General features: G+C 53.5%; 24 protein-coding genes. 13 read left to right on the forward strand and 11 right to left on the reverse strand.

The genetic code is table 11. The features are described 5' to 3' along the window. Nucleotides 1–164 precede the first annotated feature (164 nt). The gene (locus tag C8N40_RS16750) at nucleotides 165–1256 is read right to left on the reverse strand and encodes a DNA topoisomerase IB (protein ID WP_108212963.1); all 1092 of its coding nucleotides are present in this window, start codon (nucleotides 1254–1256) and stop codon (nucleotides 165–167) included. Between the two features lie 839 nt (nucleotides 1257–2095). Between C8N40_RS16750 and C8N40_RS16755 the strand changes: the two genes are divergently transcribed. The 6 genes from C8N40_RS16755 (at nucleotide 2096) to C8N40_RS16780 (ending at nucleotide 10116) form a co-directional block, all read left to right on the forward strand. Next, nucleotides 2096–2500 carry a hypothetical protein gene (locus tag C8N40_RS16755; protein ID WP_108212964.1) on the forward strand — a complete coding sequence of 135 codons (405 nt, stop codon included), beginning with the start codon at nucleotides 2096–2098 and terminating at the stop codon, nucleotides 2498–2500. A gap of 79 nt (nucleotides 2501–2579) precedes the next feature. Next, nucleotides 2580–5429, forward strand: coding sequence for a M16 family metallopeptidase (locus tag C8N40_RS16760; RefSeq protein WP_108212965.1), 2850 nt, complete (start codon nucleotides 2580–2582; stop codon nucleotides 5427–5429). Between the two features lie 204 nt (nucleotides 5430–5633). Beyond that, nucleotides 5634–6467 (forward strand): M48 family metalloprotease, encoded by an 834-nt coding sequence (locus tag C8N40_RS16765; protein WP_108213108.1) that lies wholly within the window; start codon nucleotides 5634–5636, stop codon nucleotides 6465–6467. A 130-nt stretch (nucleotides 6468–6597) separates the two neighbouring features. Then, nucleotides 6598–7743 (forward strand): App1 family protein phosphatidate phosphatase, encoded by a 1146-nt coding sequence (locus C8N40_RS16770; protein WP_108212966.1) that lies wholly within the window; start codon nucleotides 6598–6600, stop codon nucleotides 7741–7743. Between the two features lie 151 nt (nucleotides 7744–7894). Continuing rightward, nucleotides 7895–9556: an alpha-amylase family protein gene (locus C8N40_RS16775; RefSeq protein WP_245905161.1), complete on the forward strand. Its 1662-nt coding sequence runs from the start codon at nucleotides 7895–7897 to the stop codon at nucleotides 9554–9556. 44 nt (nucleotides 9557–9600) lie between these two features. Further along, the gene (locus tag C8N40_RS16780; protein WP_108212967.1) at nucleotides 9601–10116 is read left to right on the forward strand and encodes a GreA/GreB family elongation factor; all 516 of its coding nucleotides are present in this window, start codon (nucleotides 9601–9603) and stop codon (nucleotides 10114–10116) included. A 963-nt stretch (nucleotides 10117–11079) separates the two neighbouring features. Here the strand turns inward: C8N40_RS16780 and C8N40_RS16785 are convergent. Beyond that, a complete protein-coding gene (locus C8N40_RS16785) occupies nucleotides 11080–11547 on the reverse strand; it encodes a YybH family protein (RefSeq protein ID WP_245905162.1) in 468 nt (155 codons plus the stop codon). Continuing rightward, complete coding sequence (gene mtgA / locus C8N40_RS16790; protein WP_108212968.1) at nucleotides 11537–12271, reverse strand: monofunctional biosynthetic peptidoglycan transglycosylase; 735 nt, start codon at nucleotides 12269–12271, stop codon at nucleotides 11537–11539. Before mtgA ends, C8N40_RS16785 begins: the two co-directional genes overlap by 11 nt. Before the next feature lie 140 nt (nucleotides 12272–12411). Here mtgA and C8N40_RS16795 point away from each other — a divergent pair, with 140 nt between their 5' ends. Both C8N40_RS16795 and C8N40_RS16800 read left to right on the forward strand, forming a co-directional pair. Further along, nucleotides 12412–13053, forward strand: a complete 642-nt coding sequence (locus tag C8N40_RS16795) for an LON peptidase substrate-binding domain-containing protein (protein ID WP_108212969.1) — start codon at nucleotides 12412–12414, stop codon at nucleotides 13051–13053. Between the two features lie 23 nt (nucleotides 13054–13076). Next, complete coding sequence (locus C8N40_RS16800; protein ID WP_108212970.1) at nucleotides 13077–14258, forward strand: metallophosphoesterase; 1182 nt, start codon at nucleotides 13077–13079, stop codon at nucleotides 14256–14258. A 145-nt stretch (nucleotides 14259–14403) separates the two neighbouring features. Here C8N40_RS16800 and C8N40_RS16805 read toward each other — a convergent pair whose 3' ends face one another. Together C8N40_RS16805 and C8N40_RS16810 are read right to left on the reverse strand one after the other, a co-directional pair. Next, nucleotides 14404–15315 (reverse strand): diacylglycerol/lipid kinase family protein, encoded by a 912-nt coding sequence (locus C8N40_RS16805; RefSeq protein ID WP_108212971.1) that lies wholly within the window; start codon nucleotides 15313–15315, stop codon nucleotides 14404–14406. Nucleotides 15316–15378: 63 nt separating this feature from the next. Beyond that, entirely contained in the window at nucleotides 15379–16191 is an 813-nt protein-coding gene (locus tag C8N40_RS16810; protein WP_108212972.1) for a M48 family metalloprotease, read from the reverse strand. 253 nt (nucleotides 16192–16444) lie between these two features. Between C8N40_RS16810 and C8N40_RS16815 the strand changes: the two genes are divergently transcribed. Continuing rightward, nucleotides 16445–16642 carry a hypothetical protein gene (locus C8N40_RS16815; protein WP_108212973.1) on the forward strand — a complete coding sequence of 66 codons (198 nt, stop codon included), beginning with the start codon at nucleotides 16445–16447 and terminating at the stop codon, nucleotides 16640–16642. An 83-nt stretch (nucleotides 16643–16725) separates the two neighbouring features. On the opposite strand, the gene C8N40_RS16820 is transcribed toward C8N40_RS16815, so the two are convergent. After that, on the reverse strand, nucleotides 16726–17550 hold the full coding sequence (locus tag C8N40_RS16820) for a murein L,D-transpeptidase catalytic domain family protein (RefSeq protein WP_108212974.1): 825 nt from the start codon (nucleotides 17548–17550) through the stop codon (nucleotides 16726–16728). 264 nt (nucleotides 17551–17814) lie between these two features. Between C8N40_RS16820 and C8N40_RS16825 the strand changes: the two genes are divergently transcribed. Then, entirely contained in the window at nucleotides 17815–18234 is a 420-nt protein-coding gene (locus tag C8N40_RS16825) for a hypothetical protein (protein WP_108212975.1), read from the forward strand. Nucleotides 18235–18256: 22 nt separating this feature from the next. Here C8N40_RS16825 and C8N40_RS16830 read toward each other — a convergent pair whose 3' ends face one another. Further along, entirely contained in the window at nucleotides 18257–18652 is a 396-nt protein-coding gene (locus C8N40_RS16830) for a hypothetical protein (protein ID WP_108212976.1), read from the reverse strand. A gap of 308 nt (nucleotides 18653–18960) precedes the next feature. On the opposite strand from C8N40_RS16830, the gene C8N40_RS16835 reads away from it, so the two are divergent. Continuing rightward, nucleotides 18961–19200: a hypothetical protein gene (locus tag C8N40_RS16835; protein ID WP_108212977.1), complete on the forward strand. Its 240-nt coding sequence runs from the start codon at nucleotides 18961–18963 to the stop codon at nucleotides 19198–19200. 78 nt (nucleotides 19201–19278) lie between these two features. Here C8N40_RS16835 and C8N40_RS16840 read toward each other — a convergent pair whose 3' ends face one another. Together C8N40_RS16840 and C8N40_RS16845 are read right to left on the reverse strand one after the other, a co-directional pair. Continuing rightward, on the reverse strand, nucleotides 19279–19737 hold the full coding sequence (locus C8N40_RS16840) for a DUF4199 domain-containing protein (RefSeq protein ID WP_108212978.1): 459 nt from the start codon (nucleotides 19735–19737) through the stop codon (nucleotides 19279–19281). 56 nt (nucleotides 19738–19793) lie between these two features. After that, complete coding sequence (locus tag C8N40_RS16845; protein ID WP_108212979.1) at nucleotides 19794–20267, reverse strand: DUF4199 domain-containing protein; 474 nt, start codon at nucleotides 20265–20267, stop codon at nucleotides 19794–19796. A gap of 333 nt (nucleotides 20268–20600) precedes the next feature. Between C8N40_RS16845 and C8N40_RS16850 the strand changes: the two genes are divergently transcribed. After that, a complete protein-coding gene (locus C8N40_RS16850; protein WP_108212980.1) occupies nucleotides 20601–22226 on the forward strand; it encodes an ABC-F family ATP-binding cassette domain-containing protein in 1626 nt (541 codons plus the stop codon). Nucleotides 22227–22259: 33 nt separating this feature from the next. Beyond that, nucleotides 22260–22955: a hypothetical protein gene (locus C8N40_RS16855; RefSeq protein WP_108212981.1), complete on the forward strand. Its 696-nt coding sequence runs from the start codon at nucleotides 22260–22262 to the stop codon at nucleotides 22953–22955. A 74-nt stretch (nucleotides 22956–23029) separates the two neighbouring features. Here the strand turns inward: C8N40_RS16855 and C8N40_RS16860 are convergent, their stop codons facing one another. Both C8N40_RS16860 and C8N40_RS16865 read right to left on the reverse strand, forming a co-directional pair. After that, the gene (locus tag C8N40_RS16860) at nucleotides 23030–23179 is read right to left on the reverse strand and encodes a lmo0937 family membrane protein (RefSeq protein WP_108212982.1); all 150 of its coding nucleotides are present in this window, start codon (nucleotides 23177–23179) and stop codon (nucleotides 23030–23032) included. A gap of 66 nt (nucleotides 23180–23245) precedes the next feature. Next, nucleotides 23246–23398 carry a lmo0937 family membrane protein gene (locus C8N40_RS16865; RefSeq protein ID WP_108212983.1) on the reverse strand — a complete coding sequence of 51 codons (153 nt, stop codon included), beginning with the start codon at nucleotides 23396–23398 and terminating at the stop codon, nucleotides 23246–23248. Between the last annotated feature and the right edge of the window lie 207 nt (nucleotides 23399–23605).

The following is a 23605-nucleotide window of genomic DNA, read 5'->3' on the forward strand; positions in this document are numbered from 1 at the left end:
TTGTCATCCTGAAAGGATCTTGGTAGCAAGTAGTAAAAGCTTCACCTTCGGGGGTGGAGGCCCTCACTTCCTTCTAGGTTTCTTAGCAGAAGAAAACGTCCTTGCTCAGTTGAGGCAAGTTTATACTTTTGGAGACAAACCGCGCCATAGTGTAAAGTATAACCTTACGCTGCGGCCGCTTTCTTCTCCTTTTCCTTCGCCACGCGCTGTAGCATCTTCAGCACCAGTTCCTCCGTACCGGATAAATACTTCGACTTGGGTTTGGTAGCGTCATGGCGCTTGAGGTAGTTAATCAGCCGGTCCTCCCGGAACAGGTTCACCACCTCCGGATGAATGTAGTACTTGCTGCACACGGTGGGGGTATTGCCTAATCCCTTCGCCACATCCCTGATGGCCTCTTTGATAGCTTTCTCCTTTTCCAACTCCGGCTGCTCGTCCAGTACGTTCTCCAGGCACTCCACCATACGCACGGTGCCGCCCCAGGTGCGGAAGTCTTTGGCAGAGAAATCGTGCTCCGTTGCCTCACGCAGGTACTCATTCACATCCCCCGACTCCAGCGTCTGCCGCTCGCCGTTCTCGTCGTAGTACTGAAACAAGTCGTAGCCCGGGATGTCTCTGCACTGTTTCACCAGTCGGGCCAGTCGCCGGTCTTTCAGATCTACCTCCTGTGCCACCCCCTTCTTCCCTACAAAGGAAAACCGGATGCTGCTGCCCTCCACTTTCACATGCTTGTCGCGCAGGGTAGTAAGACCGTAAGAATTATTTGATTTGGCGTAACTGCGGTTGCCGACCCGTATCAGCGCGTTGTCCATGATGGTGAGCACCAGGGCTGTTACTTTGCGCCTGTCCAGGTGCCGCGAGTTGATATCCTCCTGCAGGCGCTGGCGCAGTTTCGGCAATGCATGCCCAAACTCGATCATGCGTCCGAACTTGGTGAGACTACGTGCCTGCTGCCACTGCGGATGGTAGATGTACTGCTTACGGCCCTTGGTGTCACGTCCAGTGGCCTGCAGGTGCCCCTTCGGTTGTTTGCAGATCCATACTTCGGTCCAGGCCGGTGGAATTACCAGCGCCTGCAGCCTTGCCAGCACCTTCTCATCCGTCACTTTCTCCCCGTTTTCATCCAGGAAGTAAAAACCCTTTCCGGCCTTTTTGCGGGTGAAGCCCGGCTTCTCATCAGAGGTATAGCGCAAACCAGCCCAAGCCGCCGATTTACCCGGGTCGGCATATAATTCGTGAATTTCCTTCTTCGTCATCGTCAGAGGCCTCTAAACTTCCCGCCTCAGGCATTCATACTTTAGTTAGGGGCAAAAGTTGTGTGAGGGATTTAATAAGGATAACTCGCGGAGTTTAGAGGTACTGTGAGCGTCTGGCTGCGGTGCCGGGTCCAACCACCCCTAGCCCCTCCTTGTCTAAGGCGGGGAGTTTGATATTACTCTAGCTGAAGTATGTGTCCCATAGCCTCAGTTCTTGGGTGGACAGGTCGCGACCTGTCCCTACAAGGTATAAACCCACCCCAGCCCCTCCGAGGAGGGGAATTTCTACATGCAATTATCATCCCCCTGCCCCCTTCAAAGGGGGTCTTCGGCTGAAGCTCCGTCAGCAGCAGCTATCGATCTTATCCCAGCCTTTGGGTGGGGGTAGGGGCCCTCGTATAAAGAGCGCCTTCTAGATTTCCGGTGCCGCTGTAGCGGCATTGCGACCGAAGGGTAGCAAAGGAAATGTACACCGCGCGATGCCCTTATCGAGGGCCCCTACCCCCAAGGCGAGGCCTCCCGGCCTAGGAGGGCAGAAAGTATGAAGTGCAACTGTAGGTATGTAAGTCTGGAGGAGGAACGGCAGCTAGTAAGGATAGCTTGCGTCAGGTTGCTGTAAGCAGAGGCTAAGGCACAAGCGGACGCTTGCGCCAGAGAAGTATGAAGTATAGCCAATGTATAAGAATAGCATTTTCGGATTCAGAGGCCCGCAGCAGAAAGGTTTCGGACTAAGGCTATCCGGAACAATGCGAAAGTATAAACTAACGAACCCCCGATAACTTTTATACTTTCCCAATCTCCCGTATCTTTACACCCGACACCTATACCTGGAGCGCACCATGCACAAGAACATATCGTACCTGTACGCCTTCTTTGGATTCTTCTTACTGGGCTGCGGCGTGGTGGCTGTGGACCTGGCCGGTGAACAGGCAAACACGGCCCTGATAACCGGAGTGGCGGGTGGCCTGATCGGGCTGACTGCCGGCCACTTCCTGAACAGGGGCAAGCGCTGGGGTTTTATGCTGGGTACCGCCGAGGCCGGCTTGCTGACACTGCTGCTGGGCTGGCGCGCCGCCACGTACTTTACCCGGTTGCTGGGGATGGTGCAGGAGTCACAGGGATCTGATTCAACCGAAACAGCCGGTATGGCTTTCCTCTTAACAACGGCCATGCTCGTGATCTCCCTGCTTACCCTCACCGTTTCCATCATGTTCTCCAAGCAGGTGTTAAGCGAGACAAAATAGCCATTCGTATATAATATTTTCAGAATTCATCTGCTGTTCGCTATATTGTTTACTATACCAAACTCAAACACTATAGCACATGATGAACAAGACCGTGCTGAGCATTCTGCTTACCACCAGTGTGGTGGGCATAGCGGAGGCTCAAACAAAGCTCGTTGAGAAAGTAACCCGTAAGGGCGATGAGCTGGCAATTCCATACTCTAAGTATAAACTTCCCAACGGCCTGACGCTAATTGTCCACGAGGACCATTCCGACCCGGTAGTGCACGTGGATGTGACCTATCACGTGGGTTCAGCCCGTGAAGAGATCGGCAAATCGGGCTTCGCGCATTTTTTTGAGCACATGATGTTCCAGGGCTCCGACAACGTGGCCGACGAGGAACACTTCAAGATAGTTTCTGAATCAGGAGGTACGCTGAACGGCACGACCAACCGCGACCGCACCAATTATTTCCAGACGCTGCCAAACAACCAACTGGAGACGGCCCTGTGGCTGGAGGCAGACCGCATGGGCTTCCTGCTGGATGCCGTAACACAGGAGAAATTTGAGGTGCAGCGCGAAACCGTGAAAAACGAGCGCGGCCAGCGCGTGGACAACCAGCCCTACGGCCTTTCCGGCGAAATGGTGGGCAAGACGCTCTACCCTTACGGTCACCCCTACTCCTGGTCTGTTATCGGCTACATCGATGACCTGAACCGCGTGAACGTAAACGACCTGAAGAACTTCTTCCTGCGCTGGTACGGTCCGAATAACGCTACCCTTACCGTGGGCGGCGACGTGAAACCGGAGGAGGTAGTGAAACTGGTGGAGAAATACTTCGGCTCTATTCCGGCAGGGCCTGCCGTGGAAGACATGAAACCGCAGGTAGCCAAGCTGGACAAAGACCGCTACGTGAGCTACGAGGACAACATCCGCTTCCCGATGCTGCGCATGACGTTCCCTGCACCGGAGTCTGGCCACAAAGATGAGCCGGCGCTGGACGTGCTGGCCGAGATATTGGGGCAGGGCAAGTCTTCGATCCTTTACAAGAATTTTGTAAAAGAGCAGAAAGCCATTCAGGCTTCGGCATTCAACTCCAGTTCGGAGCTGGCCGGTGAGTTTACCTTTACCGTAATGGCTTACCCGAACACTTCCCTGGAGCAGACCGAGCAGCTGCTGCGTGCTTCCATCGCAGAATTTGAAAAGCGCGGCGTAACCGACGAGGACCTGCAGCGCTTCAAGGCCCAGGCCGAGTCGGGCCTGGTGAACCGCATGGCCAGCGTGAGCGGCAAAGTATCGCAGCTGGCTTACTACGAAACCTTCCGCAACAACCCGAATTACCTGCAGGAGGAGATCAAGCGCATCCAATCCATCACCAAGGAGGATGTGCAGCGCGTGTACAACCAGTACATCAAAGGCAAGCCGTCCGTTATCCTGAGCGTAGTGCCGAAAGGCAAGGCCGAGCTGATAGCCAAAGCCGATAACTACACCGTAACCCAGGACGGCTATACCCAAGGACCAGACGAGTACAGCGGCCTGAAGTATACCAAAGCGGTTGACACCTTCGACCGCAGCAAGCGCCCGGGCTCCGGAGAGAACCCGGTGGTGGCGGTGCCGGAATATTACACGGGCAAGTTTAAGAACGGCCTGAAGATGATCGGTACCTACACCAACGAAATTCCGACCGTTACACTGCAGCTTTCCCTGAAAGGCGGTCACCGCCTGTCCGCCAACGATCCGTCCAAAGCCGGTTTGGCCTCTCTGACGGCAGAAATGCTGAACGAGGATACCCAGAACTATACTTCCGAAGAGTTCAGCAACGAGCTCGATAAGCTGGGTAGCTCTATCCGCATCAGCGCGGGCAGCAACGAAACCTACGTAACGGTGCAGGCGCTGAAGAAGAACCTGGATAAAACGCTGGTGCTACTGGAGGAGCGCCTGTTCAGGCCTAAGTTTGCGCCCGATGATTTTGAGCGCCTGAAAAAGCAGCGCTTAGAAGGTATCGCCAACCAGGCCACCCAGCCAACAGCCATTGCCAACAACGTGTACGGCAAGCTCCTGTATGGCGAGGGCAATGTGATGGCCATCCCTACATCCGGCACGGTGGAAACCGTTTCTAACATCACGCTGGAGGATGTTAAGAAGTTCTACAATGACTACTACTCTCCTTCTGTAGCGCAGCTGGTAGTAGTGGGTGATATCACAGAAAAGGAACTGACCGGCAAGCTGAACTTCCTGAAAAAGTGGAAGAAGAAGAACGTGCAGATCCCTGCCGACGTGAAAGCACCGGCTATCGAGAAGACGCGCATTTACCTGGTTGACAAGCCGGACGCGGCACAGTCTGAGATCCGCATCGGGTACATGGCGCTGCCATTCGATGCCACCGGCGACTACTACAAGCTGGGCCTGATGAACTACAACCTGGGCGGAGCCTTCAACAGCCGCATCAACCTGAACCTGCGCGAGGACAAAGGCTATACGTACGGTGCCCGTTCCGGCTTCAGCGGCAGCAAGTATGCGGGTCCTTTTACAGCTTCTGCGGGCGTGCGCGCCGATGCCACGGCCGAGTCGGTAACCGAATTCATGAAAGAGATCACCGGTTTCCACAAGAACGGCATCACGGCTGAGGAACTGCAATTCATGAAAAACTCCATCGGACAGGCGGACGCGCGCCAGTACGAAACGCCGTTCCAGAAGGCCGGCTTCCTGGGCCGTATCCTGGAGTATGACCTGAACAAGGACTACGTGAAGAAGCAGACCGACATCCTGAACAGCATCACCAAGCAGGAAATTGACGCGCTGGCGGCCACGCACCTGCCCGTGAACAACATGCACATCGTGGTGGTGGGCGACAAGAAGTCGGTGCTTCCGAAACTGCAGGCCCTGAACTACGAAATCGTGGAACTGGACACAGACGGCAACCCGATTGCCAGCTCGTCCGTAAAATAAACCACATACTACACTAAAGAGAGCCCCTGCTAAAAACAGGGGCTTTTTTTGCCCCATCCTATACTCCTGATGTAATACCTAATCCGCCCAAGTATAAAATACCTGCCCTCCACAAGCTTTTTGGCCATATATTTGCCACCGTTTATACTTGGTTGCCCGTGCAGGGCGTTGCACCAGGTAATTACAGTACACTTAAAAGCATACATGAAGAAGTTACTTTACGCATCGTTTACATGCCTGGCGCTCGCCGGCATGCTCACCCTCAGCAGCTGCGAAAGCAACGATGGGGTTATCTTTTCGATTGAGAACGACATCAGCCTGGGGCAGCAAGTGGCCCACGAGGTAGACTCTACGTACCGCGCGCAAGGCAAGCTGCTGGAGCGCAACAGCTCCAACGCCAACACGCAGAAAGCTTACCAGCACCTCGACCGCATCGTGAACCGCATCCTCACCTCAGGCGAGGTAAAGTATAAAGAGCAGTTCCCCTGGACGGTGAAGATTATCAAGGATGACGCCACACTCAATGCCTTTGCTGCCCCCGGCGGACAGATCTACGTTTTCACGGGGCTTATCAAATACCTGAATGATGAAGACCACCTGGCCGGTGTGCTGGCCCACGAGATTGCCCACGCCGACAAGCGCCACAGCGTGAAGCAGCTGCAGCGCCAGTACGGCATTTCGCTGTTGCTGTCGGTGGCGCTGGGCAACAACGCCAGCACGCTGAAGCAGATTGCGGCGCAGCTGAGTGGCTCCCTGGCGGGCCTCAAGTTTAGCCGTGATGCCGAGAACGAGGCGGACGTTACCTCGGTGGCTTACCTGGGCGGCTCCCGGCACTACGCCTGCGACGGCGCGGCCGGCTTCTTTATCAAGATGGAGCAGGAGTCGCAGCAGGGCGGCACGCCGGAGTTCCTGAGCACGCACCCGAGCCCGGACAACCGTATCGAGAATATCCAGAAAACAGCCCGGGATAAAGGTTGCAGCACTTCCTCTGCCCCCGACAGCGACCTGGCCGGTCTGAAAAGCGCCCTTGGCCTTTAAGCCGGAAACCTATAACCTACCAGAAGCCTGCCCTTTCGGCGGGCTTTTGTGTTTCAGCAGGTCTGATGTAGCCCCATCACCTGCAACTACGTTATAGCAGAAAAAGTATAAACCCGACCAGCGCTATACTATGAAAAAGATAAAGAAACGCATCACGGAAACGATACTGAAGGGAGAGGAGAAACTGGACCTGCTTACCTTTCAGCTAAAGAACAAGCTTAAACTGAACCGGCCCCTGCAGATTGTTACCTACCGCAGCTACGGCACGCCCGATCGACTTTACGTGAAGGGCCGCGTGCTGGTGGACAAGGGCATCCGGCAATCAGAGGAAACCGATACCACCTGGGAAAACCTGCTGAACATGTACCGGCGTTTTGAGAGCGATGAGATACCCAATGCGCGGGTGCAACTGTGCCTGCAGAACCAGCTGCACGAGATAACCACCGATGTGGAAGGCTACTTTGTGCTGAACCTGAAACCCGAGACACCGCTGCACCTGCAGGACATCTGGCACCCGATAGACGTGGAGTTGATTGAAGCGCCGGTGCATAGATTCGAACCTGGCATCACTGAGACGGCTTATGTGCTGGTGCCGCCGCCGGATGCAGAGTATGGCATCATCTCCGACATAGACGACACGATTGTGCGCACCGGCGCCACCAGCCTGCTGCAGACCGGCCGCAGCGTGCTCCTGAACAACGCCCACTCCCGCATCCCTTTCCACGGGGTGTCGCAGTTCTATAAAACACTGCAGTTGGGCCGTAACGGCAAGCGCAACAACCCTTTCTTCTACGTGAGCAGCAGCCCCTGGAACAACTACGATCTGCTCTACCACTTCCTGGAGCTGAACGAGATACCGCAGGGCCCGCTCCTGCTCCGCGACTTCGGGATAGATGAAACCAAGCTGGGGCACTCCGACCACATGAGCCACAAGTATAAGGAGATAGAGAACATCCTGATCACCTACCCGCACCTGGATTTTATACTTATCGGCGACAGCGGGCAGCAGGACGCGCCTATTTACCACGAGGTGGTGAAGAACCACCCGGGCCGCATCATGGCCATCTATATCCGCGACGTGAACATTGCCAAGCGCACCCAGGCCGTAACCAAAATTGCCGACGAGTTGAAGGCCGGAGGTGAGGTGGAAATGGTGCTGGTAAAAGACACCGCTGCCGCTGCCGCACACGCCGCAGAAAAAGGTTATATATTGACCGAGGAGGTACAGGAGGTAGAGAAAGAGGCAGAACTGGACGAGGAAAACGATCCGGAATAGGAAGTATAAATTATCTCCACAATAGCGCCCGGCTCCCGGAAAATATACCTGGGGCCGGGCGCTATTTGTACTTCCGGGAAGTATAAGCCTAACTAAAAGCATGCCTGCTGCCGTACAAGGCACCATATACTTTACCACATACTATTTGCCTATGCACCCTATCATAACCCAAGAACTCTGGTATAAGAATGCCATCATCTACAGCCTCGACCTGGAAACGTTTATGGACTACAACGGCGACGGCGTAGGCGACTTTCAGGGGCTGACCCGCCGCCTGGACTACCTGCATGCCCTGGGCGTGGATACGCTCTGGCTGGCTCCCTTTCAACCCACCCCCAACCAGGACAACGGCTACGATATCAAGGATTACTACGGAGTGGATCCGCGACACGGCTCCTCGGGCAACTTTGTGGAGTTCATGCACCAGGCCAACAAGCGCGGCATGAAGGTAATTATCGATTTAGTGGCCAACCATACTTCCATCGAGCACCCCTGGTTTCAGGATGCGCGCAGCAGCAAGGATGCCAAGCACCGCGATTGGTACGTGTGGTCTGAGGAAAAGCCGGCAGACTGGGACGAGGGCATGGTATTCCCGGGCGTGCAGAAATCCACCTGGACTTATGACAACAAAGCGAAGGCCTACTACCACCACCGCTTCTACAAATTTCAGCCGGACCTGAACATGGACAACCCGGAGGTGCGCGCCGAGATAAACCGCATCGTGGGTTTCTGGCTGGAGCTGGGCGTGGCCGGGTTCCGGGTGGATGCCGTGCCGTTTATGCTCGAGTCGCACCAAGGTGGCAAGCAGAACCCCAAGTATAACTTTGACTACCTGCGCGACCTGCGCCGTTTCCTGCAATGGCGCAAGGGCGATGCCGTGCTGCTGGGTGAGGCCAATGTGCTGCCCAAAGAGAGCAAGGAATACTTCGGCTATGAGGGCAGCGGCATTCAACTCATGTTTAATTTTTACGTGAACCAGTACATGTTCTATGCCCTGGCCACCGCCGATATTGAACCGCTGAAGGAAGCGCTGGAGGCCACCCGCATCACCTTCCCCACCTCGCAATGGGCGCACTTCCTGCGCAACCACGACGAGCTGGACCTGGGCCGCCTGACCGAGGAGCAGCGCCAGAAAGTGTTTGACAGGTTTGGCCCGGAGGAACATATGCAGCTCTACCACCGGGGCATTCGCCGGCGCCTCTCCCCCATGCTCGGCAACCGGCAGCAGACCGAGCTGGCCTACAGCCTGATGTTCTCCCTGCCGGGCACCCCCGTTATCCGCTACGGCGATGAGATTGGGATGGGAGACAACCTGGAGCTGAAGGAACGCGACGCCGTGCGCACCCCCATGCAATGGTCAGGTGACAAGCAGGCGGGCTTTTCGGAGGCCGACAAACTGGTGCATCCTGTCATTGATGAAGGCCCTTACGCCTACCATCATGTTAATGTAGAGACACAGCGCCGCACTCCTGACTCCCTGCTGAACTGGATGACAACCATGATCCGGCTGCGCCACGAATGCACCGAAATAGGCTGGGGCGATTGGAAGCTACTGGAAACGGGCAATAAGTATATCCTTGGCATGCACTACACCTGGCAGGATAGCTCTTTGCTTATTTTCCATAACTTTGATGAAAAGGCGCATGAGGTAATACTGGACCAGAAGGAGCACAAAGAACACCGCCTGATAGATCTGATGAAGAATGTAGAGAGCCATGCCGATGAAAAGGGCAGGCACTGCATCACCCTGGAGGCTTACGGCTACCGCTGGTTCCGCACAGCCGACCTGAGCCACCTGCTGCAGAAGGGGTAAGCTGAAGTAAAGTATAAACTGGCAAGCCAAGCAACAGACGAATTATGAGCAGAGCATTTGTAAAGGAAGATGACGCCGGAGAACCGCCTATTGTGCCACCACGCGCTGCGCTGCCTCCCGGCGTGCCCAACTACGTAACCCCGGCCGGACTGGAGCTGCTACGGGCAGAGCTGTCTGAACTAGAGGCTGCCCGCACTAAAGCCGAGAGCAACCGTGAAGACGAGGCAAACCGCACCCGCCAGTTAACCATTCTGAATGCCCAAATCAGTGCCCTGAACGAGCGCCTGGCAAGCGCCCGTGTGATAGATCCGGCCAATCAGACCGAGGGGGAGGTCAGGTTTGGCGCGACCGTAACGCTTAAAACCATCAAAGGGCCAAAGCCGGGCATGGTGCGCACCTTCACGATTGTAGGGGTGGACGAGGCCGATGTGGCAGCAGGCAAAATAGCGTTCGTAGCTCCGATTGCCAAAGCTGTGATAGGTACCAAGGCTGGTGAAACAGCCACTCTGAAGCTGGGAAGAAATGAGGAGCTCGTGGAGGTGGTAAGGGTTGTTTATTAACAGGGATGAGTGTTGCTGGTCACAGGCGATTTTATACTTCAGATTAAACTTCCATAGCCGCTGCCTCGCCCACTGGCGCGAGTTTAGCACGCTGTTCCGGACATCCTTGTCCGGAACTACTTCTGCTGCGTTCTTGCAAGTCCGCGTAACTTATACTTCCATACTTGCCGGCTTATACTTTCTTCGCAATCCGCCATCGCTGGCGCGAGTTTGCAACTCGTGCCTACCCTTGGTGTTGGGTTTGCAACCCAACTGGCTTGAAAAGCCATACTTTACACCTTGGCTATACTTTTATACTTGCTGGTTTATACTTGCCAGTTTATACTTTCCTAGCCGCCACTTCCCGCAACCTGAACCAAGCTATCCTTACTAGCTGCCGTTCCTCCTCCAGCCCCACTTGCCTACAGTTTCATTTCATTCTTTCTGCTCTCAAGCCCGAGAGGGCTCGTCCTCGGGCATCGCGCTGCTTTCGCTTCCTGCCCTCGTGCCTCGGGCTGCCTCGCTTGCGCTCGTCACCGGAACCTCTCGAGGCGCTCAACCCAAAGGCTGGGAACCATTCGATAGCCACGGCCCTTGCTATGCAACAAGTATAGACTGTCCCCTTGAGGACAAGTGAGAACGGGAGTTCGAAACTTGCGAGCAAAGTTCAATAGGGGTGTTAATCGTTAACCGATAATTCCCCTCTCGGGAGGGGCAAGGGGTGGGTTTATACGTTGTAGGGACAGGTCGAGACCTGTCCGCGCAAGGACGCTGGCAACGAAGATTATACTTTGGAGAAAGTAATTACAGGCTCCCCGCCTTAGCTAAGGAAGGGCCAGGGGTGGTTGGACCCGGTTAATACAAAACGCCTCCATGTCCGTGGTAACCGGCAGTTCAGCAAGGTGACTTATAGGCGCGACGACAGTAGCTACAACCGGCCACAAGTATACACCCATCGTCCGCCCATTAAAAACCCACAACACCTCAGCTCGAATGATCGGCAATAATTCGCCAGCCCTCAGGGAATTTCCGGAAGATAACAGAGAAATGCCCCTCCAAATCACCCTTTTCCGCATCACGCTGCAGGTGCCATTTTCCTACCACCAACATCGTTTCCGGCGATAGCTGGCGAAACTCCTTCAGGTCGAAGGCGAGCTTGCCCATGGCCGAGACATCGGGGTAGCCGCGTTTGTAGTTGTCCAGGGTGGGTTGCCAGCCGTAGGTGAGCCCCCGCGAGCCGATAAACAGCAGTGAATCGGATTTCCAGTAGCCTTGCATGTAGCACTCCAGGTCGCCGGCGCTCCAACAGGCAGCCTGCTCCTCCAGCACCTGGCGCACCGCTGCTGTGGAATCGGCGTTTTGTTCTGCAGTAGCCTCGCTTTTCTGGCTTGGTTGGCAGGCGCTTATACTTAGCATGCCAAAAGCCAGCAGGGTGTAAAGCTTATTTCTCATCTTTTGCGGGTAAAATGTCCAGGATATAGGTAGTGCCCCCCAGGCGGCCCATCGCACGGGCAATCCAGACACGGCGGGACAAAACATAACCAGAAGGCTTTCTGGCGGAGTACTTCACCGGGTTAGGCAATACGGCTGCCAGAAGAGAGGCCTCCCAGCGGCCCACCTCGCTGGCCGGCTTTTTAAAGTATGCCTGCGAGGCCGCCTCTACCCCAAAAACGCCATCTCCCATCTCGGCAATGTTCAGGTATACTTCCAGGATGCGTTGCTTGCCCCACAGCACCTCAATTAACACGGTAAAGTATGCCTCCACCGCCTTACGCAGGTAGCTGCGGCCATGCCATAGAAAAACATTCTTGGCTACCTGCTGGCTGATGGTACTGCCGCCGCGCACCCTTCCCCCCTTCTGGTTTCGCTTGAAGGCATCCGAAATGGCATCAAAGTCGAACCCGTTGTGCTCCAGGAACTTTTGATCCTCAGAGGCGACCACGGCCAGCGGCAACTGCGGCGACATTTCCTCCAGGGATACGAATTTATACTTTATACTTGGATCTTCTTTACCGGCCGCTCCCGCCTCGGCGCGGCGCTTGAGCATGTGCAGGGTGGCCGGCGGCGCTACCCAGCGGTACACCAGCACCCATGCCACGCTTATCAGGAAAAGGCTGAGTATCAGTTTCACGAACAGCAGCTTCAGCTGCCTAAGCCCCAGTCTGTTTTTTGCCATTCAGGTGCAAATCTTAATGACCGCAAAGGTAAGGAGTTTGCCATATTTTCCTACTCCCGCCAACGCAAGCCGGGCCTGGCGCGTAGGCTAAAATCAGATATCCATCGAATTCCGAGCCATCAAGTATAAAATCACAACCTATGTCCGACACGAAGTACCTGCCGATGTTTCCGCTCAACATTGTTGTTTTCCCGAACGAAAAACTCAACCTGCATATATTTGAGCCCCGTTACAAGCAACTCGTGCTGGACTGCGTGGAGAATGAAAAGACCTTCGGCATCCCTACCTATATACAGGGCGGCGTGGGCGTGTACGGCACGGAGGTGGAGATTCTGAACATCGAGAAAAAGTATGACAACGGGGAAATGGACATCCGCACCAGGGGGCTTCATATCTTCAAGATTCTTAACTTTGACAAAATGGCCCCGGGCAGGCTGTATGCCGGTGGCGAGGTGGAGATGCTGCAAAACAGCACCGACGAGGAAATTGTCACCAAGCTGAAAATACGGGAACTGCTGGAGCAGCTGTATGAAACCCTGGGGCTGGGGAATTTATACCTGGAGCTGCCGGAGGACTTCACCAGTTACGACATCGGGCACCAGCTGGGCTTTAACCTGGAGCAGGAGTACGCGTTGCTGCAGCTGGCCAGCGAGGCAGACCGACAGGAGCTGATTCTGCTTCACCTGCAGCACATCATGCCCCTGTTGCTCGAAACCGAAAAGCTGAAGGAGCGCGTGCGGCTGAACGGGCACTTTAAAAACCTGACGCCTCCAAATTTTTAGATTACCTGCGCTGTTTATACTTTATGCTGGTATACTTTCTAATTATAGTTCCGGTACTGGCGCTCTCGTTCATGGCCTTCAGCTACTGGCAGGAACGGGCGTACAGGCGCAAGCCTTTTTACCGGCTGTCGGACGTGGGCTGGCAGCGGCATGCCCCGCCTCCGGACACGGAACTGCTGCACTCCGTGGCGCTGCTGGGCGATATTGGCGCTGTTGCGACCGACGGTAGTGACCCGGTAATGCGCATGGTGCAGCATTGGCAGCAGCAAGCCGGCGACAAGGGAACGATGGTCTTTCTGGGCGACAACATCTACCCCATTGGCTTGCCGGAGGTCGGCAACCGCCACCGCGACACCGCCGAGGCGCGACTCAATACGCTGCTCCAAAGTATAAAAAGCTATCCGGGACAGGGTATTTTTCTGGGCGGCAACCACGATTGGCTGAAAGGCCGTGAGGGTGGCCATGAGCAGCTGCTGCGGCAGGAAAGGTACGTGCTGGAGCACCTGCAACAGCCTAACAGTTACCTCCCCCCGAATGGCTGCCCGGGTCCCTCCTGCCTGCAACTGGCCGAGGGGTTACTCTTGGTAGTGATTAACACGCAGTGGTTTGTGCAGCGCGGGTTTAAGCCGCTTGGCAGCAAGTATGGCTGCCCCTATTCCGATATCGAGGAGTTTTTCCTGAGCCTGAACAAGCTGCTCAAACGCAATACCCACCAGCGGGTGCTCATCGTGGGGCATCACCCCTTGTACAGCAACGCCCTGCACGGAGGCAAGTTCACCATTAAACAGCACCTGTTTCCGCTCACGGCCCTGCACAAGCGCTTCCTCATTCCGCTTCCCATTTTTGGCTCCGTGTACCCCTTTTACCGGAAGATGTTTGGCGCCTACGAGGATATGTCGCACCGCAAGTATAAAAAGATGCGCAAGCGCCTGCTCCGAATCTTCCATAAGTTCGACAACCTGATTTACGTGGGTGGGCACGACCACAACCTGCAGCATTTCGAGGTGCAGGGAAACCACTACATCGTGAGCGGCTCGGGCAGCAAGCTGGCCTTCGTGAAAAAAGGGGGCCGGGCCACCTTCGCGGTTGAGGCGCTGGGCTTTTTTGTGATCAACTACTACAGCAACGGGCAGGTATGGATGGAGTGCCGCATCACCTCAGACACATCGGAAGCTGGTCTGGTAGTGTTCCGAAAGCAAGTATGACCAGTGATGAAGTGATGAAGGAGATTTTAATGATAGCAGGGATTCCAGTCCGGCATACTTCCAGGTAACATCCATTCTTGCAGCACCCATCATTCAAAGTATAAAATGAGTGGATTTATACTTTACTTCCTGCCTTCATGCCGGCCTACTGGCCTGTATCGGGAACGGGAAGTATCACCTTAAGGCTTTTGGCGTGCATCTCCACCTCTATTTTTTCTGCGGCTTCCACCGGCTCGCCGTCTATGTGCATCACCTCCCGATCCGGGTTGTAGATGGTGGCGCGCCTGCACTGAATAATTTTGGTATACACGCTGCTGTCGATGCTGTCGGTATACAGCTTATAAAGTATGCCCAGACTGGCAGCCCTCGGGAAAGGCTCTATCAGGCAGATTTCAAACCGGCCATCGTTTAGTACCCCATCCGGGTTAATGCTGGCGTTGGAGCCCCAGGCATTGGCGTTGGCCACCGTTACCATAAAAGCCTTGCCCTCAAAATTGCCGTTGTCGGTCTCTATTTTATATGCTTTGGGCTCATAACCGAGGTATTCCTGCAAGGCAATCCATACATAGGAACCGGGGCCACGGGTGTCGCCTTCGCAAAACCGCTCCACTACCAGGGCATTAAAGCCCAAATCGCTCAGGTGGATGGAAGGCATGCCGTTGAGGGTGATGGTATCGATGTTGCGCACCACGTGCGAATGAATAAGCTCGAGCGCCTCCTCCGTATCCTGGGGTATATCCAGGTCTTTAGAGAGCCCATTGCCGGAGCCAAGCGGGATGATGCCGAGCGGGGTGCCGGTACCAATCAGCAGGGCTCCCACGAGGCTGACGGTGCCATCGCCGCCAACCGCAAATACCCCGTCATACTTGTTTTCCCCGAGCTGCTTTTTCAGGTTTTCGGCGTCCTTCTCCCCGGTGGTGGTAAAGATGTCGTACGTTATCCCATGCTCCTGGCAAATAGCCTGGATATCCTCTTTCAGGTCGTCCTTCTCGATGTCTCCGGCGATAGGGTTCAGCACGAAAAGCAGGTTATGGAGCTTCTGTTCGTCCTTTCTCATATAGTTTGCTGCTATACATTTTGCCTCTGAAAAGGCTTGTTCATTAAGGAAAGTAATTAGGCCTTACTTGATAAGGTTTTCCGGCACCCCGTTCGGGTACTCCTGCCGGATGGCCTCCTCTATCCGGGCAATCCGGTTGCCGGGGTTCGGGTGCGTCTGCATGAACTCAGGCCCTCCGCCTGCGCCGCCACTCGCCTCCTCCAAAATCTCCATCACCCGTTTCATGGAATTGGGGTCGTAGCCGGCTGCGCCCGTTAGCTGCACCGCCAGCGCATCCGACTCAAGCTCATCATCCCGGCCATACCGCATGTTCATCAGTTGGCCTACCATGGCAGCCACCACCGCGCCCGACCTGCTGGAGGGGTTGTCCGGGTCATACATGGCAATGGCTGCTGCGCCTGTCAGTCCCTGGGTCAGTTTTGCTTTGGCCAGTTGCTGCGCCGAGTGCCGCGCCACCACGTGCCCTATCTCGTGCCCCAGCACCCCAGCCAGTTGCCCTTCCGACTCTAACCGCCGCAGCAGCCCCGCTGTGATAAAGATCTGCCCACCCGGTAAGGCAAAGGCGTTCACGGTCTGCTCATCGGCCAGCAGGTGGAAGTCAAACTCATAGGGTGTCTCCCGCACGCGGGTATTCTGCACAAGGCGCTGCCCAATGGCTTTCACCTCCTGTACCGCCTGTTGGTCCGGGTGCAGCCCGCCGTACTGCTCGGCCATCTGGGGTGCAGCCTGCAAACCAAGGGCGATCTCCTGCTCCACGGTCATGTCCACGCGCTGCTCCTCGCCTGTAAACTCATTTTCCTCCGAGCTGCACCAGTATGTCACCAACGATACCGCCGCAATCAGCAGGGCTACTATAAATTTTATGATTCCTTTCATGGTATACTTTTTTGTCCTATTGCCTGATACGGCAAATGTATTGTGTGAACGTGCCGGCATGGGTACTGGTTGCTGCCTTCCGACCTGTTGCTGAAGCCGTTTTATAACTCATATAAGTATACGTTTTTATGGGTTTGAGAGCGAGGCAGGCGCGTAAATATTAGGCGCTTTGTATACTTTATGCAACCATACTCGTAGAAAAGTCTGCCTGCGGTAGAAAGCGGCAGGCCAAGTTAAACTAACGTATAGAACCATGAACCAGAAACGTACTTTTGGCACCATCCTGACCATATTAGGTATAGTGGGTATCATCTGGGGAGCCTATGCTTTCCTGATGGGTGGCGACGGTGCTGCGGTTGGCAAGTATACTTCCGCTGTACCCTTTGTGGTGGGCTTGATCTTCTTTTTTGCCGGGATCAACCTGATCAAAACCACAAAAGACGAAGCATAGCACAGCAACCGATAAGCACAAAAAAGCCCCCTGCCAGGAAATCTGACAGGGGGCTTCTATATTGATGGGGTTTAAACTTTCTATTAGCTGTTCAGCATGTCTGTTAAAGACTGTGCTGCAAAGTATTCAATAGCCTTGCTGTTGTCGAGGAAGCGCGAAGTATATGTAGCATCCTTGCCATGGATGTACAGCACGGACTGGTCCTTGATAGTCTCAATCACCTGCTTGGACACTTCTGTTGGAACGGCGGGGCAACCGAGGCTGCGGCCCAACCGGCCATTCTGCTTTACAAAGGCCTCTGTGGCGTAGTCAGCACCATGCACCACAATGGCCCGTTCCATGGCTTTATGGTTAAAGCCCTCGTCCATGCCCTGCAGGCGCAGCGAAAGGCCGTGCTTGCCGTAATAGGTGGCGTCTGTGATATAGAAACCCAGGCTGCTCTTGTTGGAGCCATACTCGTTGGAGAACTGCGTGGCGGTATTCTGACCCGTGTTGCGCCCATGGGCCACCAGCGTGTTAAACAGAACCTTCTTGTTGTTCAGGTCGATTATCCAGAGGCGCTTTTGGGTGCTTGATTTAGTGAAGTCCACCACAGAAAGTATGGATTTCTCGGGAGCGACCATCTGTAGCCGCTTGAAGTTCTGAAATCCCACCACGGCCTTCTCAAAAACATCATAGGAAAGGCCTTTTTGCGCCAGGCCCGCTGCATCGTACAGCTCCTTTACATGGTTATCGAAGGCTACTTCCATGGCTGCGGCAGCAGCTCCTTCGGCTCCGCCGTGGGCTAACAGCGCATCTGCCCTGGCCTCCAAGGCTGCGGGGTTGGCTGCGGCCGGCTCCGGCGCAGAGGCAGGCGAGTTGAAAGAAAGAAGTCCCAGGGTGATTGCAGTCAGAAACACTCTTATCATAGTATTAGATTAAGCTTACTGTTTTTAGAGTTCGGTAAAACAACATGCCCCATTGCACAAATTGTTCCGGGCACCCCCAAACTATACAGAGAAAACTATAGTTAAATTACAGGATATTTCTGAATTGTGCAATAGCGCAGGCTATAACCGGAAAAAAAGCAGCGCCAGGGCGTGGTATGAAACAAAAGGTGCAAAACGATGTTTTTCAGGCTACCTTTGCTTCGCAGCAGAACTTGCTGCAACTTTATACCAACACGCAATGCCATGTCGAAACGTATTATAGCCACACACCTGCTGGGCCTGCTGCTTTTAGGGGCCTGCTCTGTGCCCGATACCCTGAAAGACTTTGACAGTGATAGCTGGAAAAGCGACCGCAACGGCTGCGATAACAAGCGCGCCGAGCTGGTGGATGACTTCGAGCTGATAAGAAAGGAGCTTTACGGCAAGAAAGAGTATGTGGTACGCAACCTACTGGGCAAGCCAGACAGCGAAGAGTTGATGGAGCGCAGCCAGCGCATTTATTTCTATTACATAGAGCCCGGTGACCAATGCCAGCAAAGCGATCAGCGCCGTACGCAAATGTCGGAGGCGAACCGCCTGCAGGTGCGCCTCAACTCGGTGGGTAAAGTATCCGAAGTAACTTACTACAGACCTGTAGTAGCAGAAACAACGAAGGCCGAGTAATTACCCGGCCTTCGCTTTATACTTATTCCTCATGCTCTGTAATCAGGTGGGCGTCCAGCCTGCCCTCCAGTTTCTGGTATTTCAGCAGCTGTTGTGCCGTCAGCACGCTTCTCAAGCTCTCGTCGTTCTGGCGCTGCACGCTTCTGAACTCCCTGGCCCGTGAGAGCGCGTCATGCGAGAAGCTAGCCTCCACCTGCTGCAGTTGCTGGTAGCGGCTCTTGTTAAGCTTGTCCACCATCAGGTACTGCTCGTCTGTCAAGTCTAATTCCTGCTTCATTTCCATACTCGCCATGGCAGGTCCGTCCAGCTCCATCGACAGCACCACTAAGTCCAGTCCGTCATCAGCAGAGCCTAGACGCTGGGCATAGCCGGCCGTTCCCATCAGCACCATCACAAGTATAAGTAAAGATTTTTTCATTTGGTTTTGATACGCGTTAGTAGTTAAAGTTCTTTTTAGCTGTCTTAAACGTACAATTCTCACGCAAGTTAGTAAAAAATCTAAATATTATACTTTTTATTTATTTTTTTTAACATTTATCACATTCAAGACAAAATATTACTTGTCTTAGCCTATACTAAACCACTTTACTAAATACATTCTGCTTTTTGTAACCCTACTGCCTGCCTCGTGTATATCTAATATAAGCACTTTAATTTATAGTACTTTTTTAAACAGGTGCTACTATATTTTAATTATTTTACAGGGATTAATTATACTTATTTGATATGAGAACCAGGTTTTACAATCCCAGCAAACTGGAGGTCAACTTCGCCAGGGCGATAAAGGATCTGACACAGCAGCTGGAGAAGAAATTGGACGAAGGCGAGAAAGTAATCAATACAGAATCTATACACCATACTGATAACCCGATGGTTATCTTTAAGCTACAGGACAAGGAAGGAGACTTGCATGAAGTAGTGGTACAATTTATACAGCGGCCTGACAACTTGGTAAAGCAGGAATAACCACCAACAAATGCCGGAGCGCCAGCTAAAAGTATAGCTGGCGCTCCGGCATTTATAAATAACATATAATAAAGCTGCTTATGGCGCCCCAGGCACCTTGTACTGTCGCTGCTTAAACCACTGCATGGCAATAAACGAGATCATGAGCCCCGAGATAACGCCCTCCAGCAGCAGCACCGAAAAGATCACGACACCGGGCGTAGAGTCTATGCGCTCCCCGAAATACCTCTCGGCAGAGAGCACCTCCACCAGGTCCTGCCCGGCCGTTTTTATGTAAACGACCATAAAGGCGGAGAACACCACCGAAGCTACGACAGATGTTATAATGCCGGTGGCCAGCCCCTTAAAGTAGGAGATGTTCCCCGACACCATCTTCTTATAGCCTCTGATGGCCAACACCACGCCTACTGCCAGAATGAGTCCGTTCAGAAAGCGCAGTTCAACAATATGCACCAGCCCGATCAGCTTCATCAGAAAGAAATAGGCAAAGAGTGCCACCGCGGTAAGCAGGCCATACTTCAGGCCAATCTTCTCCATAGTAAGGTAAGGTTCTAGGGTTTAATCGCTATACGTAAGGTAATACAGTAGTTCTGCTAAACCTGATTTGGCATGGTATGCTCCGGGCTTTTAAACCATTGCATGGCAATAAAGCCAATGATAAAGCCTGGCCAGGTACCGTGCGCGATGGTTATCCAGAACATGGCCAGCACCGACAATCCTGCCGGGAACAGGGCGCTTGCCTGCATCATCTCCAGGTACGAACTGTCGAACACAGTAACGTAGAGCACCAGGAAAATGGCCAGAATCAGCGACGATACAAAGGCCGTGACAACGCCAATACCCAGCCCGTCGAAGTACCGGATAAAGCCGCGGTTAATGCGTTTGAACTTGGATATCGCCACGACAATGCCTATGATGAGAAAGATACCGCTCAGGTAAGAAAGCTCCACAATGCGTGTAAGCCCGATGATTCGCATTATCAGGAAGAACACGATGTGCGCCACCCCTACCAGCAAGCCATACTTTATTCCAATATTCTGGAAAGAAACTTTATTAGTAGAAGCCATGTCTTATCTTATTTGTTGTTAATGATCAAATTGTTTAAATGAACAGTTCCAGCGCTGTCTTGGTTAGAACTAAGACTCCCTTAGGCATGTTATCAAACCAGCGGGGCCATGCTCATCAATATTATTGAAATTATATACTAAAGATTGCACCCGAGCGTTGTGCTCCGGGCATGATTTTTTAACCAGAGAAGCCGGAAGCCACTGGCTATAAGCTACCTGCACCGCTTTTTAAACTTACACTGTCTACGCTGCTATGGCATAAAAGGGCCCATAAAAGCACATTTTTATTTCGTAGCTTTGCAGGCAAGTCAAACATCATACTTACACTTTATTATGATTAGTACCAGCAATGTCAGCCTGTCTTACGGCAAGCGCACATTATTTGAGGATGTATCCATTAAGTTCACGCCCGGCAACTGCTACGGCCTTATCGGGGCCAACGGTGCGGGTAAGTCAACTTTCCTGAAGATATTAGCCGGCGACATAGACCCGAACACCGGCACGGTGGAGATTCCGGCCAATGCCCGCCTGGCGGTGCTACGGCAGGACCACTTCGCCTACGACGAATACCCTGCCCTGCAGACCGTCATCATGGGCCACAAGCGCCTTTGGAGCATCATGGAGGAGAAGGATGCTATCTATGCCAAGCCTGACTTTAACGAGGAAGATGGCATTCGCGCTGCCGAGCTGGAGGGCGAATTTGCTGACCTGGAGGGTTGGAACGCAGAGTATGAGGCAGCAGAACTGCTGAGCGGTCTGGGCATTACAGAAAACCTGCACCACAACCTGATGAAGGACCTGAGCGGTAGCGAAAAGGTGCGTGTGCTGTTGGCGCAAGCCCTGTTCGGCAACCCGGATATCCTGCTGCTCGATGAGCCAACCAACCACCTGGACGCCGAGTCGATTATGTGGCTGGAGAACTTCCTGGATAACTTCCAGAACACCGTGATTGTGGTATCGCACGACCGCCACTTCCTGGATGCCGTGTGTACGCACGTGGCTGATATTGACTTTGGTAAAATCAAGATGTTTGCGGGCAACTACAGCTTCTGGTACCAGTCGAGCCAGCTGGCGCTGAAGCAGCGCGCGGATGCCAACAAGAAAACCGAGGACAAGCGCAAGGAACTGGAGGAGTTTATCCGCCGTTTCAGCGCCAACGCCTCCAAATCGAAGCAGGCTACCTCCCGAGCCAAGTTGCTGGAGAAACTCACCGTGGAAGACATTCAGCCTTCGTCCCGTAAATACCCCTACATCGCCTTTAAACCGGAGCGCGAGGCCGGTAACCAGATCCTGAACGTGGAGCACCTGAGCAAGGCTATTGATGGCCAGCCTATCTTCACCGACATCAGCTTTATGGTGGACAAAGGCGACAAGATTGCCGTGATTGGCCGTAATGATATTGCCGCCTCTACCTTCTTTAAAATTCTATTTGACGAAGAGAAAGCCGATAGCGGCGAGTTTAAGTGGGGCACGACCATTACCGCCTCTTTCTTCCCGAAAGACAACCAGGAGTTTTTCGACACCAACCTGAACCTGGTGGATTGGCTGCGCCAGTTCTCGGTGGAGAAAGACGAAAGCTTTATCCGCGGCTTCCTGGGCCGCATGCTGTTCTCCGGGGAGGAGTCGCTGAAGAAGGCGAACGTGCTGTCGGGTGGTGAGAAGGTACGCTGTATGTTCTCCAGAATGATGCTGCAGTCCGGAAACGTGCTGGTGTTTGACGAGCCGACCAACCACCTGGACCTGGAGTCTATCCAGGCGCTGAACAACGCCCTGCGCGATTTTGACGGCACCATCCTGTTCTCGTCGCATGACCTGCAGTTTGTGGACACCATTGCTAACCGCATTATTGAGCTTACACCAAACGGCATTATCGATAAGCGCATGACCTATGAGGAGTACCTGTCGGATGAGGCGATAAAGGAACTGCGCAAGAAGATGTATGCCACAGCCGTAGTATAAGTATATAGTTTCATCTAAATACTGAAAGAACCTATGCTGAAGCCATCGCGCCTCTGTACTCCTCTGTTTTTGTTCGGGTTGCTGCTTGGCACCGAGGCGCTTGCCCAGGTGCCGGACACCACCTATCGTAAACCGGAGCTCCCGACCGGCCCTCCGGCCCCCGTGGAGCAGCCCCTGCCGCAGCCCCGTGTGGTAGAGCGGCCGCAGCCTGAGCCTACGGTTACCAGGGAGCAGGTGGCGGAAGAGCCAGAAGAGCAACTGCGGTTTATCGACAAGTTATACTTTGGCGGTAGCTTTGGCCTTCAGTTTGGAACCTATACGAATATCTCCCTGCTGCCCACCATCAGCTACGCCATCACGCCACGGTTCTTTGCAGGCGTGGGGGGGGTATACCATTACCAGAGCGGAGGAGGCTTTAACATGCACCACTACGGGGGGCGCGGCATCCTGCAACTGGAGATGTTCGATGTAGGAAGCGGCACAGTGCTGGCCCACGGGGAGGTGGAAACGCTAAGTATAGCAGTTCCCTTCTACGATGTGTATGGCAGACGGCGAACCGACCGCACGGCATTAAGCATACCGATGGTAGGCCTGGGGTACAGGCAGCGCATCTCCAGCAAGGGCTCTTTCGATTTGCTGGTGCTCTACAACGGAAACGGTGATCCGATAAACCCTTATAATAACCCGGTGATACGCGCAGGATTCAATTTTCCGTTTACCAGCCGCTAAGTATAAAGTATAAGTATAAAAGCAAAAAGGGCTGCCGTGTTCACGGCAGCCCTTCTGTTTTAAAGAGTACTACATCATCCCCGTATCAGGCGAAGCAGCACCACGATAATGGCGATTACAAGCAGGATGTGTATCAGACCACCCACAGCGTCAGGGAATCCCAGGAAACCAATCAGCCAGATGATCACGAGCACTACAGCTATAACATAAAGTAAATTTCCCATAGTTTTGTCGGTTAAATAGTGTTCGAGTTGTTATTTTATCTTTTTAACGTAAATACACGCTGTTGGTTAGGCACTGCGTATCAGGCGCAGCAGCACCGCAATTACAGCCAATACCAGCAACACGTGTATGATTCCGCCTACGGCATCAGGGAAGCCCAGGAATCCGATAAGCCAGAAAATCACCAGCACTACGGCGATGATATAAAGTAAATTTCCCATAGTTGTATCTCTTTTGTTCAGCCTCAGAGCCGCAGTTGCAAACCAGCACCCGCCGGGCTCCTAGGTATTGTGTTTTTAATTTTTAGCTTTTACGGTGCTTTGGTGCAAAGGATTTATATTATACAATAATTTTCTATTCCAATAGGTAGTTTTATCTATATACTTTTAATTGTTATACTTTATAAAACGTAGGCTTACAACCTTTTA

Origin of the sequence: Pontibacter mucosus, from assembly GCF_003054055.1 — a bacterium.
Taxonomy (GTDB): domain Bacteria; phylum Bacteroidota; class Bacteroidia; order Cytophagales; family Hymenobacteraceae; genus Pontibacter; species Pontibacter mucosus.